General features: G+C 46.8%; 11 protein-coding genes. 6 read left to right on the forward strand and 5 right to left on the reverse strand.

The window, feature by feature from the left end:
* Positions 1-126: 126 nt before the first annotated feature.
* The 4 genes from SPIRS_RS13300 (at position 127) to SPIRS_RS13315 (ending at position 5,096) form a co-directional block, all read left to right on the forward strand.
* Positions 127-2,616 (forward strand): FAD-dependent oxidoreductase, encoded by a 2,490-nt coding sequence (locus tag SPIRS_RS13300; protein WP_013255204.1) that lies wholly within the window; start codon positions 127-129, stop codon positions 2,614-2,616.
* A gap of 229 nt (positions 2,617-2,845) precedes the next feature.
* Complete coding sequence (locus SPIRS_RS13305) at positions 2,846-3,088, forward strand: hypothetical protein (RefSeq protein ID WP_013253299.1); 243 nt, start codon at positions 2,846-2,848, stop codon at positions 3,086-3,088.
* Complete coding sequence (locus SPIRS_RS13310; protein ID WP_013255205.1) at positions 3,085-3,480, forward strand: type II toxin-antitoxin system VapC family toxin; 396 nt, start codon at positions 3,085-3,087, stop codon at positions 3,478-3,480. The genes SPIRS_RS13305 and SPIRS_RS13310 overlap by 4 nt, the downstream gene beginning before the upstream one ends.
* A gap of 101 nt (positions 3,481-3,581) precedes the next feature.
* The gene (locus SPIRS_RS13315; protein ID WP_041866087.1) at positions 3,582-5,096 is read left to right on the forward strand and encodes an NADase-type glycan-binding domain-containing protein; all 1,515 of its coding nucleotides are present in this window, start codon (positions 3,582-3,584) and stop codon (positions 5,094-5,096) included.
* Positions 5,097-5,353: 257 nt separating this feature from the next.
* On the opposite strand, the gene SPIRS_RS13320 is transcribed toward SPIRS_RS13315, so the two are convergent.
* Together SPIRS_RS13320 and SPIRS_RS13325 are read right to left on the reverse strand one after the other, a co-directional pair.
* Positions 5,354-5,578, reverse strand: a complete 225-nt coding sequence (locus SPIRS_RS13320) for a hypothetical protein (protein WP_013255207.1) — start codon at positions 5,576-5,578, stop codon at positions 5,354-5,356.
* 76 nt (positions 5,579-5,654) lie between these two features.
* Positions 5,655-7,136, reverse strand: coding sequence for an aldehyde dehydrogenase family protein (locus tag SPIRS_RS13325; RefSeq protein ID WP_013255208.1), 1,482 nt, complete (start codon positions 7,134-7,136; stop codon positions 5,655-5,657).
* Positions 7,137-7,333: 197 nt separating this feature from the next.
* Here SPIRS_RS13325 and SPIRS_RS13330 point away from each other — a divergent pair, with 197 nt between their 5' ends.
* The gene (locus SPIRS_RS13330; protein ID WP_013255209.1) at positions 7,334-9,418 is read left to right on the forward strand and encodes a sigma-54-dependent Fis family transcriptional regulator; all 2,085 of its coding nucleotides are present in this window, start codon (positions 7,334-7,336) and stop codon (positions 9,416-9,418) included.
* Positions 9,419-9,532: 114 nt separating this feature from the next.
* Positions 9,533-10,525, forward strand: coding sequence for a metallophosphoesterase (locus SPIRS_RS13335; protein ID WP_245537594.1), 993 nt, complete (start codon positions 9,533-9,535; stop codon positions 10,523-10,525).
* On the opposite strand, the gene SPIRS_RS21805 is transcribed toward SPIRS_RS13335, so the two are convergent.
* Genes SPIRS_RS21805 through SPIRS_RS13350 form a run of 3 tightly spaced genes read right to left on the reverse strand, consistent with a single transcriptional unit; the run spans position 10,509 to position 13,885 of the window.
* Positions 10,509-11,105: a TetR/AcrR family transcriptional regulator gene (locus SPIRS_RS21805; protein WP_013255211.1), complete on the reverse strand. Its 597-nt coding sequence runs from the start codon at positions 11,103-11,105 to the stop codon at positions 10,509-10,511. The two genes, SPIRS_RS13335 and SPIRS_RS21805, sit on opposite strands and share 17 nt — an antisense overlap.
* A gap of 33 nt (positions 11,106-11,138) precedes the next feature.
* Positions 11,139-12,050, reverse strand: a complete 912-nt coding sequence (locus tag SPIRS_RS13345) for a LysR family transcriptional regulator (RefSeq protein ID WP_013255212.1) — start codon at positions 12,048-12,050, stop codon at positions 11,139-11,141.
* Positions 12,051-12,058: 8 nt separating this feature from the next.
* Positions 12,059-13,885 carry a triose-phosphate isomerase gene (locus SPIRS_RS13350; protein WP_013255213.1) on the reverse strand — a complete coding sequence of 609 codons (1,827 nt, stop codon included), beginning with the start codon at positions 13,883-13,885 and terminating at the stop codon, positions 12,059-12,061.
* Positions 13,886-13,892 lie beyond the last annotated feature (7 nt).

Below are 13,892 nucleotides of genomic sequence, written 5' to 3' on the forward strand. Positions count from 1 at the left end.
GACCATGACTTGCGGCTTCAAAGCTCACAGGGGTATTTTTTCTTTGTAAATAAAATAAAAAACCGGCTATCGTTACTTTTCTTCTTAATCGTTATATAGTATATATAGATAAGAAAGGAGCTATATATGACATATCTAATCGTAGGCGGTGTTGCCGGTGGAGCCGCCACCGCGGCGCGGCTGAGAAGAAACGACGAAAAAGCGGCCATTATCATATTTGAGCGGGGGGATTATATCTCCTATGCCAACTGCGGCCTTCCCTATTATTTGGGCGGAACAATCAAGGAGCGGGAAAGTCTCTTTGTCGAAACCCCGGAAAGCTTCAAGAAGACACTGGATGTGGATGTCCGCATATCCAGCGAAGTCGTAGATATAGATACAGAGACAAAAACCGTCGGCGTCAAAGATCTCAAGAGCGGCAGGGAGTATCGGGAATCCTACGATGCGCTGATCCTTTCCCCAGGAGCAGAGCCCCTGCGACCGCCGATACCGGGAATCGATTCAGAACGGATTTTCGCCCTGCGAAACGTACCCGATGTGGATCGCCTCAAGGGCTTCGTCGATGCGAATCAGCCAAAGCGGGCAGTGGTCGTCGGAGCAGGCTTTATCGGCATGGAGGTGGCGGAAAACCTCTACGACCGGGGAGTAAACGTCACCATCGTTGAACTTGCCAATCAGGTCATGGCACCCCTGGATTTTGAGATGGCGGCCCAGGTTCATGACCACCTCAAGATGAAAGGGGTCGAACTCTACCTTTCAGACGGTGTAAAGGAGTTTGCTGATCGAGAGGGAAAGCTGGATATCACCCTTAACAGCGGAACCTCCATTGTTGCCGACATGGCGGTTCTTTCCATCGGCGTACGCCCGGAAACAAGTCTTGCGAAAAAGGCGGGGCTGGACACTGGGAAAGGGATACTTGTCAATGAATATATGGAAACCTCCGCAAAAGGGGTCTACGCCCTTGGGGATGCAGCCGAATTCCGCGAACCCCTGACAGGGGCCCCGGGGATTACCCCCTTGGCAGGTCCGGCTGGAAAGCAAGCAAGGATTCTGGCGGACAATCTCGTCTATGGCAAGAAGAAGAGGTACAAGGGTGCCATAGGAACCTCCGTTGCAAGGATTTTCGATATGACCGTAGCCTCCACAGGCGCGGCCTGGAAGGTTCTCGACAGGGAAAAAATTCCTGCCATCAGCGTTGTAACCCACGGCCATTCCCATGCAGGTTACTACCCGGGAGCCACTCCCATGGTACTCAAGCTGGTCTTTTCGCCGGAAGACGGTAAGATTTACGGCGGGCAGATCGTCGGCTATTCCGGCGTGGATAAGCGAATAGAGATGATCGCCGGGGTGCTGAGGAGAGGCGGTACCATCGAAGATCTGACAGAACTCGAGCAGGCATACGCTCCTCCCTACTCTTCCTCGAAGGATCCGGTGAACATTCTCGGATTTACTGCGGAAAACGTTCTTTTGGGGCGCAGCAACCATACAAACTGGAAAGAGCTTCATGAGCTTATCGAAAAGAAGGAGCCAAACCTCTTCCTTCTCGACGTAAGGACTCCCGACGAATACAACCTTGGCTCACTACCGGAGGCAGTCAATATTCCAAAGGAAGAGGTCAGAACAAGCCTCGATCGAATTCCAAAAGACAAGAAAGTTGTGGTCTACTGTGGCGTCGGACTGCGGGCCTATCTGGTCGAGCGCATCCTGAAGCAAAACGGCTACAGGGATGTAAGTATCCTTTCAGGAGGTATGAAGGTCTACAAGGCGGCGGTGGCAGATCAGAACAACCGGGATCTTTTTACCCAATACGAAACAGGCTATGCCCCATCCGGGGAAAGCGCAGCCAAATCCGTGCTCTCGTCGGCGGTGACGGTACTGGAGGTTGACGCCTGCGGTCTCCAATGTCCCGGCCCCATTCTGAAGCTGAAAACAGAAATTGAGAAGATCAAACCTGGAGAACGGCTCCTCCAAAAGGCTTCCGATCCGGGATTTGCCCGCGATGTCAAATCCTGGTGCAACATGACGGGAAACAAGCTGGTAAGCCTCAAGGAAGAAAAAGGGATCATAGAGGCGGTTATTCAGCGCTCAGGCGAGGAGGCTGCAAGCCAGGCAACGCCATCCGGCGTTCATATTGCAAAGAATACGGGAAACGAGCTGACCCTCATCTGTTTTTCCGACGATATGGATAAAGCCCTGGCATCCCTGGTCATTGCCAACGGAGCCCTGGCATCGGGCAAGAAGGTTACCATCTTCTATACCTTCTGGGGCCTGAGCATCATCAAAAAACGGAACAAACCCCGTGTCTCGAAGGGCTTCATGGGCAAGATGTTCGGGATGATGCTTCCCGGCCACAACGGGAAACTGAAACTCTCGAAACTCAACATGGGCGGAATCGGCGCCTCCATGATGAAAGGGATCATGAAAAAACAGAAGATCGATACCCTGGAGAATATGCTTCAGACCGCCATTGATGGGGGCCTTCGCATCATAGCCTGCCAGATGTCCATGGATGTCATGGGTGTCAAGCGCGAGGAGCTTATCGATAAGGCCGAAATTGGCGGTGTTGCTAACTACCTGGAAGCCGCCAGCAGCGCAGGAATCAACCTTTTTATCTAATCCATCTTTCTCTGATGAAACAACCAGTATCCCGGGGCATTTTCACCGGGATACTGAAATAGTGAATCATGTAGTGACGATGACAAACGGAAATAAATAATATATAGACAAAAATTCTTGTGCATCACAGGACCACAGCTTAGGATTGAAAAATTTGTGAAAGTTGTATTTTTTACGCTTCTATTGATTTGCATGCCGTAATATGCTATATTGCATGCAAGGAGTAATTATGCCTACGCTACAGGTTAGAGATCTCCCTGAAGATATCTATATCAAGCTGAATTTAGTTGCAAATCAGGAAAATCGAAGTCTCGCACAGCAAACGATTGTTTTGCTGCGTGAGAGTCTTGGATTGCCAAATAACAATAAACTTCGGCGCGAAGCAGTTATAGAGAAGCTCTCTGAGAAAGGGTACCCAAACGAGACACATGTAAATCCAGTAGATGTAATACGCGAAGATCGAGATCGATGATTGTTGTGTTGGATCCATCCGCGGCCGTAGAAATTCTCTTAAAAAGAAACAATTCTACTATTCTTCAAAGGCTGCTCATTGAAGCTGAAACAGTTATCAGTCCTGATCTTTACATTGCAGAAATTTCAAATGTTGCTTGGAAATACTATAAACTTGCAAAATATTCTCATGAGCAAACGATCTCTCTGGCTGAAGATGGGATCAATCTGATTGATACCTTTATCCCAACAAATGAACTTTGGAAAGAATCATTGAGAGAAGCAATCAATAATGATCATCCTGTATATGATTGTTTGTACGCAGTTTGTGCGAGAAGAACCGATGGTGTATTGCTGACAATGGATGAACGCTTAAAAGCCTTATCAAAGGAATTAAAAATAGATATTCGTTAGCGATAGAAAGATCACATAGAGTAAGAATGGCTATATAACCGGCAATTGGAGCAGACGCGACTACTGTCATGGTTTGTGCTGCGGGATTGGAAAGAGAAAAAATGAAAAAAGAGGTATTTATATTAGTTCTGTTGAGTTTGATAACAAGAATCTTATTTGCCGATGAACAGGAAGATTTTAAAAGGATTATCGAGAAAAACACCGGCTATTATTATTGCGAAAAAGAAAATAAAATTGTCCATTTATCTATTTCAGAAGAGAATTATCTGGTGACAAAAATAATTTCTTTTAATTTTAATACAAATACAATGAGGAATAGCGCCGTTGGCAGTGTAAATATTTTTTATAATGATAGATATTTTTATAAAACTAAAGCCTGTTTTGAAATTGAAGGCGATGCAATTCTTTCATATAATTATCTGTCTGATGTATATGTCCCCATTAAATATACAACTGATGAAGAACTCATCAGGTATATGAAAGAAAATACAGTTAGAAAATTCGCATGTATAATTGGAAACTATTATGATGCAACCTTAAGAAAAACTTTCTCCATCTCAAAAGCAAAAGACACTTTTAAACTTGTTGTCATTTCTGATAACGGTAAAAAAGAGGAAGATACATTAGAACTTGACAGCACGTGGGAGGCTTCTGGTTCTGTTTATAAGATGTCCTTTTTCAATAATGAATTAAGTTTTTATGTTTATGAGGACATTGATGAATATAGCTACAACCCTACCTTTAAAATTGAAGAAGTATCAAAAGGAGAAACAGATAAAAATATAAATGTTGAACTTTACCAAACTTCTTACACTTTTGGGGAAGATAAGCACAAGCTTACTGTTTCTAAAGACAAAGTTATTATTACCCATGGCTCAGGATGGGCAGATGATTATGGATATGATTTGTATTCCTTAAAGGTCAAAATTTTCATGGACGAATTTGGGTATAAGCATGTCGAGAGCGAGGGGGAAAAGTTTATAATTATTGATGGAGAAGAGCAAAATATTACTTTTAACTATCATGGAGATTCTTTGAAAGATGATACCGAATCAGTTAACAAAGTATTTAAAACTTATCCTACGACATGGACACAAATTAATTATGCCGGTAGATATCACAACATCAATGGTGGTTATTTTGATAATGTAAAGGCGTCTTCTACTTTGAAAGACAAATACCATGAATATGTTCCTGAAGGCACAATGAAAGTTTTCAATCCAAGTGAAAACCCGCGATTTTGGGTAAAGGATAATATTCCGTGGGTTGAAGGAAAAGCTGATGACGGAATTGGAGAGTCAATTGAGTTTGATATTATCCCAACAGATTGGCGTGCTGTTGTTGGAATTGATCTACGTATTCTAAATGGCTATGTAGATCCTCTAAGACCTCACTTATTCTATGAAAATAATAGAATAAAGAGAGCTTTGATAGAAACAGATACAGGATTTACAACTGAGATTCAGTTTAATGATGCAATTGAGTTCACAAGTGTAAAACTTCCTAAAGAAACTCAGCATGTAAAGCTTACAATCGAGGAAGTATATAGCGGAACAAAATACCGTGACACATGTATCACAGCATTTGATATGTACTACGATTTATGGAACAAGTAGAAAAGTAATACAGAATAAAATGTTGGATAAATTGATTATGCCTAAGATTGATAAGATAAGTGGCGGGGATCTTACTATACGTTTTATAAAACGAACCGGCCTACCGACTCTCTCCGCATCGAAGGCCCATGCAGGGGGGATCCGGCTCTGGGTCCACAGATTTTGTTCGATGTAGGATTGAAGTGCAAGTAGGCCGATCGGGCAGATACCTGCCACTCGTTTTGGGAAAGGGTGGCAGGCTCTGCCTTGGGGATCGTCTATTCATTATCCTCCTTTAACTCGATCCCTCGTTCGGTAAGAAAGTCGTTCAGTCCTGCAATGAACGCATCTGGATCGGCTACCTTCTTGAGCTCCAATAACTTTCCAAGGGGTTGAGGAAAAGGCCCCGAGCATGTGATGGGCGAGACTCTGTTTTCGATAAAATAGGAAACGACACCGGGGATTTTCATAATTTCTTCAACCTGAGTGTTGCTGTCTATCATGATGAACCTGCCTTCAATAGTGATAGCCCTTTTGCAGGGGCCCTTTTACAGGCCCCAGGATCGACACAATAATAGATCAATAGAGGCCGAAGGGCTCTTCGGTCATGCTGATATAGATGTTTTTCATCTGCGTGTAGTGATCGAGTATCACTTTGTGGGTCTCACGCCCGATACCCGACTTCTTGTACCCTCCAAAGGGGGCATGGGCAGGAAGATTATTATAGTTATTTACCCACATACGTCCTGTTTCCACGGCGCGGGCGACCCGGAAAGCACGATTGATATCCTTTGTCCAAACGGCACCGCCGAGACCATATTCGCTGTCGTTTGCCATATCAATGACTTCCTGCTCGCTCTTAAACTTGATTACGGCGGCAACCGGTCCGAAGATCTCTTCCTGAGCGACCCTCATGCTATTCTTTACATCCACAAGCATGGTTGGCTTCATAAAGGCACCGTTTTCAAGGCCATTACCCTCTGCCCGTGTTCCGCCGCAGGCAATCTTTGCCCCCTCCTTTTCTCCGATATGTACATAGGCGAGGATTTTATCGAGCTGATTCTGATCGATCTGGGAGCCCATGACGGTATCTTTCTCCCACGGCATCCCCACCTTGATGCTGTTAAAGGCTTTAACGAGCTGGGCGAGGAACTTGTCGTAAATATCCTCATGAACGAAGACACGGGAACCGGCACAGCAGACTTGTCCCTGGTTGAACAGTATCCCCATCTGAACGCCTTCGATGGCCTTATCCCATGGAGCATCGGGGAAGAAAATGTTTGCAGATTTTCCACCCAATTCCAAGGTTGCAGGAATCAACTTCTTGGCTGCGGCATCGGCGACCTGATACCCAACCTCCGTTGAACCAGTAAACGCTAATTTTCTGAGATCTTTATGATCAAGGAGGAACTGTCCGGCCTGAGAGCCCCTGCCGGTAACGACATTGAGTACCCCGGGAGGCAGTACGTCGTTGACCAGCTTTGCAAACTCAAGCATACTGAGAGAGGTTGAACTTGAGGGCTTAATCACGACACAGCACCCCGCCGCAAGAGCAGGAGCAATCTTCCAGGCAGCCATCGTAAAAGGGAAATTCCAAGGTATGATCTGCCCGACCACTCCGATGGGCTCACGGAGAATGATGCTCATGGTCTGATCGTCGATCATCACCGCCTGTCCCTCTTCCGCGCGAATAGCACCGGCGAAATAGCGGAAATGATCGGAACCGAGGGGAACATCGATTCCAAAAGTCTCACGGATCGGTTTACCGTTGTCCAGCGTTTCAATCATTGCCAACTTATCGAGGTTGGCGTCGATCAGATCGGCAATCTTAAGCAAAAGCGCCGATCGTTCCTGCGGGCTGATTTTTTTCCAGCCGTCGAAGGCCTTCCATGCAGCCTTCACCGCCTTGTCGACATCCTCTTTACTGGCGTCGGGAAAGGTAGCAAGAACCTCTCCGTTGGCAGGGCAGTACGCAGTACAAGTTTTCCCGTTCGAGGCTTCCACCCATTGGCCTCCGATCAGCATCTTGTACTTTTCATCCATTGGTCTCGGCATGTTCATGTGCGTTCTCTCCTTATTACGTTTTCTTATGGGTAAGCACGTACCCGTTTAGTTATTATGCAAAAAACGTACCAAAAGGCATGAATATGGTGTTATTGGCAAAATCATGGTAAAATAAGCAGGAAAAACGAAAATATCATCTGTGATGCGCGATATTGCGGAACATTCGAGGTTCCTTCATCGCAGGTGATGCCACGATGGTGTCACTTTTTTTTGCAAAAATGATACAGATACGTTACACCTTTGTGACACTCTTTTGGACCATCGTTTTAGCAAAGGGTGATGTAATAATGGAATCAATTGCGACTGAGACAAAGGTGATGTGGGAACGATTCATCACAAAAGGGCGGATCGAAGAGGGAGCTCTTCGTAAAGAGATAACCGAGGCCTGGATACGATGTATTAATGCATCTGTTGATCCCTTTGCGGACCGAAGCAGCACTGTTCTCCCCCAGCCCTTCCTCAACGAAATTCTAAAACACCATAAGACACTCATCGATATCGCTCGTCCCTTTATGGAAAACCTCTATCAATTCGTCGCGGGATCGGGCTTCGTGGTTATTTTATGTGACGAAAAGGGGTATCTGATGGAGGCGGTAGGCGATAACGATGTGCTGTACGGTGATCACGGCCTGAACCTCCAACAGGGCGCATGGTGGGCGGAGGAGGAGGTCGGAAACAACGGAGTGGGAACGGCACTCCGTCTAAAACGCCCATTCCAGGTTTCCGGTGCGGAGCATTTCTGCCGTAAGCACCATCCATGGACCTGTTCAGGGGCTCCTATCTTTGACGACAGCGGAAGGGTTATTGCGGTCTTGGAGATGTCCGGGCCTGTTGAGAAGACCCACCTGCACACTCTCGGCATGGTTGCGGCCGGTGTGGAAGCAATTCAACAGCAGATGAGGGTTAAGAAACAAAATCGGGAGCTGACGGTCCTGAATAACAGCCTCAATAACATCTTTCTCACTGTTTCCGATGGTGTCATTGTCATCGATTCCAGAGGCGCCGTCGATCAGGTAAATCCAGCGGCGGAAAACATTTTGCATCAGAGTGCGGAGAAATTGGCAGGACATCCCTTTCAAGAGTATATCGACAATTGGCATCCCATTCATGAGATGCTTGAAATGGGTACTGCTTTCCACGAAATAGAACTTTCGATCAACGACGGCGATGGTGCCATCACCTGCCTCACCTCGGCAAAACCGATCAAAGACGGCGGGGGAACTGTCACCGGCGGGGTCATTTTCATCAACCCCATCACACGGATTAAAAAACTCATCAACCGCTTCAGCGGGGCCCACGCTTCTTTTACCTTCGATGATATCATCGGGTGCGGCCAGTCGCTGAGCAAAGCAATCCATCTGGCAAAACTGGTAGCGGACAACGAAAGCATCGTACTGCTCAGCGGCGAAAGCGGGACCGGTAAAGAGATGTTTGCCCAGGCGATACACAATAAAAGCAATCGGAGGAAGGGCCCTTTTGTGGCGGTAAACTGTGGTGCGATCCCGCGGGAACTGATCGAAAGCGAACTTTTCGGCTATGTGGAGGGGGCGTTCACCGGCGCACGAAAACGGGGAAAGCCTGGAAAATTCGAACTTGCCTCGGGAGGGACCCTCTTTCTCGACGAAATCGGAGAGATGCCCCTTGAACAACAGGTTGCATTGCTGAGAGTTCTCCAGGACAAGAGCCTTACCCGTATCGGCGGCGATAAAACGGTAATGATCGATACCAGGATCATCTGCGCCACCAACAAGAATCTCCAACTGGAAGTGGCGCGCGGAACCTTTCGCCAGGACCTCTACTACCGCCTCAATGTGATTTCGATTCATCTTCCTCCATTGCGTGAACATCGTGAGGATATCCCGACAATGTTCGAGGTGTTCCTTGAAAATGCCTGCAAAAGGATCGGTGTAAAGGTCCCCCGGATAAACGATGAGGTAATGCAGCGACTACAATGCTACGATTGGCCTGGCAATGTAAGAGAATTCCGAAATGTTGTCGAACGGGTGGTCAATATAACGGCAGGTAGTGATATTTGCCCGGAAAACCTTCCCGATGAAATTCTCTCGCCGCGAAAAGGGCTCTGGCCTTCGCCGATGCTCAGTGAGGCCCAGAATTTCGATGAAGAACGAAAGAAGATAAAAGCACTGGCGGAAAAGAAGGAACAGGAAGAAATCCTTGCGATGTTGTACAAGCATAACGGCAATGTCAGCCAGGCCGCACGTGAAATGGGCATCTCAAGGAATTCACTCTACCGAAAAATGCATAAACAAAGCGACTAATCTCTTCTTTTAACCATATTCTAACCTGAAACTTATCGTATACTTATCGGAGCATCATACTCCTTTTCTATGGAGCGGATATCCTTCTTTTGTGATACAGCGGAACTTTCTCTGATGCAGGTAACAGATCTTCACCTTGCCCTTCGGTATCCGTTAAAACGGTTTTTCTTGCACAAACTTGCCAGGCTTGTCAAAACCGAGGACCCTCAGCTATTGATCAATAGTGGTGATTTCTTCTGTAGACGAAAAATCACCTCACCAGTGCCGATTATTCGACTGTTCGACCACTATATCGGCACATATGTCCCGTGGACCTTTGCATGGGGAAATCACGATTTGGAGATAGGCAGAAAGGGAAGAGAAGATAGGCTCTTCGAAAAGGTAGAAAAAGCATTACTTCGTTCAAACCACTGCTTATATGCAAAAAGCAGCATTCCCCGTCCCTCCTCTACCGGCGGCGACGCATTTACCGGTGGGAATTTCGTTATCGAGATCTTTCAAAGGGGCGAGGAAAAACCCTCCTGGCAAATTTTCATCCTCAATTCGGGAAGAAAACAGCATATCACAAAGGAAGTATCCGCCGCCATGGAAGAGGAGATTTGTCGCTACGAGAGAAGCGTACCCGGAATTTGCTTTTTCCATCGCCCCATAAAAGAGACGGATAAAGCAATGAAGCGGGGATTTTTCAAAGGAGCCGGAGGAGAACGTGCCGACTGTGGAAATGAGAACGGTCGGTTGCATGCCGAGCTCAAGGATTTGGGAACCATTAAAGCCTGCTTCTACGGTCATGACCATGTCAATAATTTCTTTTTTCGGAAAAATGGTATTGCATATGTCTACGGAAGGAAGACACTTCCCTTTGCCTATGGTTCCTCGAGCCTGTCAAATCTGGATAGGTCCAGGCAAAAAGATCCAAGAACAATAGCCTGGGGCTTTCTCATGATTAAGCTTCCACTCAGCCAAAAAGCCTTTCAGGAAGCTCCTGCCATTGAGATTACATCTATTCTTGAAAATCGGGAAACAGAGTATAGATGGCAGGTTCCTCTGAAGGGAACCCAGAGAAAGGCAGAAACATTCGAGGAAATGAATATTACAATGACGTGTTGAGAATTTTCTTTAAGGCATCATCGTCAAATTCATCCGCCTTAAAGAGCAACTTTTCCTGAACAAGCAGAACAGAAAGGCCATGAACCCTCGACCAGACGGTTAAGACCATCTCTTCTTCGGTGAATTCGGGATGAAGGGTTGCTATCTTTTTCGATATATCAAATAAAACCCTGTAGGCCCTTGTAGAACGCAACTCCTCTCTTACATCCTTCTTTTTTTGTGCAATCGCAGCGTCACGCTTGTGAGAATCCAAAAAAAGTACCTTCAAAACATCCGGATTATCAAGGAAAAAGTGGACATAGGCAACCGAAAGCTCAAGAAGCTGTTCTTGTAAGGGAAGGGAATGGTCAAAAGAAGACTCAAGACTCTGTGCGAACTCATCAAATGCTCCGTCAATAATCGCGGAAATCAGAGCCTCTTTGTTTTCGAAATGCCGATACACGGCCATAGGTGTGACACCGACAAGACGTGCAAGTTTTCTCAGCGAAAACTCTTCATGTCCCTTTTCCACTATGAGACGACGCCCCTCACGCAATAAAGCATTTCGTAAATTTCCGTGATGATATTTCTTTTCAGGCATGGTTATAAAGGATATACACTACTATAGCAGAAGTCAATCAAATGTTGCCTCTGTAAGCTCTGCGTGCATATCACGACAAAATCCGATAAACTCTCCGACAAAAGGCATGGGAGAATGTTCGGTATAGACAAACGTAATTTGACGCTCCAGGGTACCGGATGAAAATGGAATGGCAGAGAGGCTTCCCAAAAGGAGTTCACGCTCTACCGCATGCCGGGACATAACAGAACAGCCAAGACCAGATTCACAAAGAACCTTTATGGCACTCAGACTTCCCACCTCCATGACAACGGAGCCCTCATCAATATGAAGTCCTAACCTTCCGAGAAATTGTTCAAAATGCTCTCGGGTACCCGAACCGCGTTCTCGAAGAACCAGGGGGTAGGTGTTGATGTTCTCTTCATGTATCACGCTTTCCCGGGCCCAAGGGCCATCAGAAGCGGTAACAAAAAGCAATTCGTCAAAAAGAAAAGGTTCATGCAAAAAGCGTGAGGAATCAAAAGGGCCCTCAATGACGGCAAGATCGATCTTCCCTTTCTGTAGCAGTTCGAGACATCGAAGAGTATTTTCAATCGTCACGTTGAGCTCCCGCTTTTCATGGCCCCGTTTATACCGGGCCAGATACTGCGGTAAAAGGAATTCTCCCACCGTCAAGGTTGCCCCAAGAGAGAAAAATCTCCGCCCTCCCTCGAAATTCAAAAGCTCCTTTCTAATCTGGCGCGAGTGGACGGCAAGAATTTCGCCTTCATGCTGTAGGAATTCTCCGGCTTGGGTGAGTTGAACGCCCCGTCCACTCTTCTCAAAGAGCTGTGCTCCGAACAGCTCTTCTAAATGATGAATATGCTGGGTTACGGCAGGTTGTGTAAGCCCTAAAAGCTCTCCTGCCTTGGTAAAATTTCCTTCGCGGGCAGCCGTCAAAAAGGTGACAAGACGAAAATCAAGCATAAAGATCTCTACCGGGCATCATCCTGAACGATTCCCTCCGGTAATTTGTTTATCAGTTTCATTAACTCTTCAAACATGAAGTCGATGTCGATGACGGCCCTGATATTCCCCTTCCCATCCCTAATGGGAAACGCAGCTGTCAAGATCAGCCTATTGGTATAAAGGGAAAAGAAAAGATGGGATATATACGGCTTACCCGTTTCAAGGACCTGGCGGAACCACTCCTTTTCCTGAAAATTCTTGGTAAGCAAGTTTCTGAACAGAGATTTCTCGCCATGCTTCGAATAGATTTGACTTATGCGAAAACCATCGGTGTTCGTCACGGCCAGAAGCTGGATCGATCCTTCCCTTTTGACAATCTTGCCAAGGTAACCGTCCATCACAGCGGGATTGAGCGTTTCCAGTTCCGGAGCATGGGTCACATCTTCAGCAATTATCATGGCAATCCGTTTTGCCTCTTCCTTTGCCTTGTCCAGTTCCGATTCAAAGAGCCCGGGAAGATAGCGTCGAGCCTGCGCCATGAGCTCATCGTATGATATTGCAGTGGTCCGTCCATGTGTATACTGAGTAGAGACCCAGAGAGCTATATGGCGGATGCCGGGCGAACGTTTTGTCACCTTTTCGCATTTTCCCGATTTTATCAGTGAAACATTTTCGTTGAGCCAGCGGGCGATGCCGGCAAGCCCGGATTTATCGGTTACCATGGTGCGAATGGGGCGGCCAAGCAATGTTTCGGTATCGAAAATATTGTAGATTTCGGGATTTTTGAGGATCCCGTCGGCATGGATACCCGCCCTAGTGGTGTTGAAATTTTCTCCGGTAAAGGGATAGTTTTCCGGTATGTCGGCACGTATCTCACTGCGAAAGTAGTCGGCAATCTCACTTATGACCGTAGTATCTATGGAATCATCACCGGTAAGCGACATGTATTCGATGACTGCCGCCTCAAGAGGAGGGTTTCCTGTACGTTCACCATAGCCCAAGATACTGGTATTGTTGGACGCGCAACCGTAGAGCCAGGCGCTTGCGGCATTGATATGGACCTTATGAAAATCATTATGGCCGTGCCATTCAAGTAGCTCCGAGGGGTAACCCAGTTCGGAGTGAAAGGCATGCACCAGCCTGGGGACCGAGCGGGGAAGCACGGCTCCGGGATAGGTGACCCCGTATCCCATGGTATCGCAAAGCCGGATTTTAACCGGCACCTTTGCCTCCTGGGAAAGATCCAGGAGTTTTTCTGCAAGGGGCAGGCAGAATCCATAGACATCCGCCCGTGTAACATCTTCGAAATGACAGCGGGGAATAATGCCCTCGGCAAGACACTCTTTTACAATGCCGAGATAGGCATCCGCCATCTTTGCCCGATCCGATTTCAGTTTCAAAAAAATATGATAGTCGGAAACCGAGGTCAGAATACCGGTCTCCTTCAGTCCCAGGGATCTAACCAGCTGAAAATCCTTTTTATCCGCTCGTATCCAGGAGGTAATCTCGGGAAATCGATAGCCTTGAGCCTGACAAAGACTCAGAGCCTCACGGTCCCGCTCACTGTAGATAAAGAATTCGGTCTGTCGAATGAGGCCCTTCTCTCCGGAAAGCTTGTGGAGAAGGTTATAGATATGGGCGATCTGTTTGGGCGTATAGGGAGGACGAGACTGCTGCCCATCACGAAAGGTGGTATCGGTTATCCAGATCTCCTTGGGAAGATTAATAGGAACCTCAACGCCGTCAAATCTGATTCTTGGAACAGCCGTATAGGGGAACTGATCACGATACAGTTCGGGAAGATCCCTCCGAACCAACGGAAAACTTCTTTTTTCAGAACTAATAAGTTCCATAACGGCC

It is taken from the genome of Sediminispirochaeta smaragdinae DSM 11293 (assembly GCF_000143985.1).
Taxonomy (GTDB): domain Bacteria; phylum Spirochaetota; class Spirochaetia; order DSM-16054; family Sediminispirochaetaceae; genus Sediminispirochaeta; species Sediminispirochaeta smaragdinae.

Coding starts and splice junctions, on each gene's coding strand:
- SPIRS_RS13300 (WP_013255204.1), top strand. CDS start 127: ATGACATATCTAATCGTAGGCGGTGTTGCCGGTGGAGCCGCCACCGCG.
- SPIRS_RS13305 (WP_013253299.1), top strand. CDS start 2,846: ATGCCTACGCTACAGGTTAGAGATCTCCCTGAAGATATCTATATCAAG.
- SPIRS_RS13310 (WP_013255205.1), top strand. CDS start 3,085: ATGATTGTTGTGTTGGATCCATCCGCGGCCGTAGAAATTCTCTTAAAA.
- SPIRS_RS13315 (WP_041866087.1), top strand. CDS start 3,582: ATGAAAAAAGAGGTATTTATATTAGTTCTGTTGAGTTTGATAACAAGA.
- SPIRS_RS13320 (WP_013255207.1), bottom strand. CDS start 5,578: ATGATAGACAGCAACACTCAGGTTGAAGAAATTATGAAAATCCCCGGT.
- SPIRS_RS13325 (WP_013255208.1), bottom strand. CDS start 7,136: ATGAACATGCCGAGACCAATGGATGAAAAGTACAAGATGCTGATCGGA.
- SPIRS_RS13330 (WP_013255209.1), top strand. CDS start 7,334: ATGGTGTCACTTTTTTTTGCAAAAATGATACAGATACGTTACACCTTT.
- SPIRS_RS13335 (WP_245537594.1), top strand. CDS start 9,533: ATGCAGGTAACAGATCTTCACCTTGCCCTTCGGTATCCGTTAAAACGG.
- SPIRS_RS21805 (WP_013255211.1), bottom strand. CDS start 11,105: ATGCCTGAAAAGAAATATCATCACGGAAATTTACGAAATGCTTTATTG.
- SPIRS_RS13345 (WP_013255212.1), bottom strand. CDS start 12,050: ATGCTTGATTTTCGTCTTGTCACCTTTTTGACGGCTGCCCGCGAAGGA.
- SPIRS_RS13350 (WP_013255213.1), bottom strand. CDS start 13,885: ATGGAACTTATTAGTTCTGAAAAAAGAAGTTTTCCGTTGGTTCGGAGG.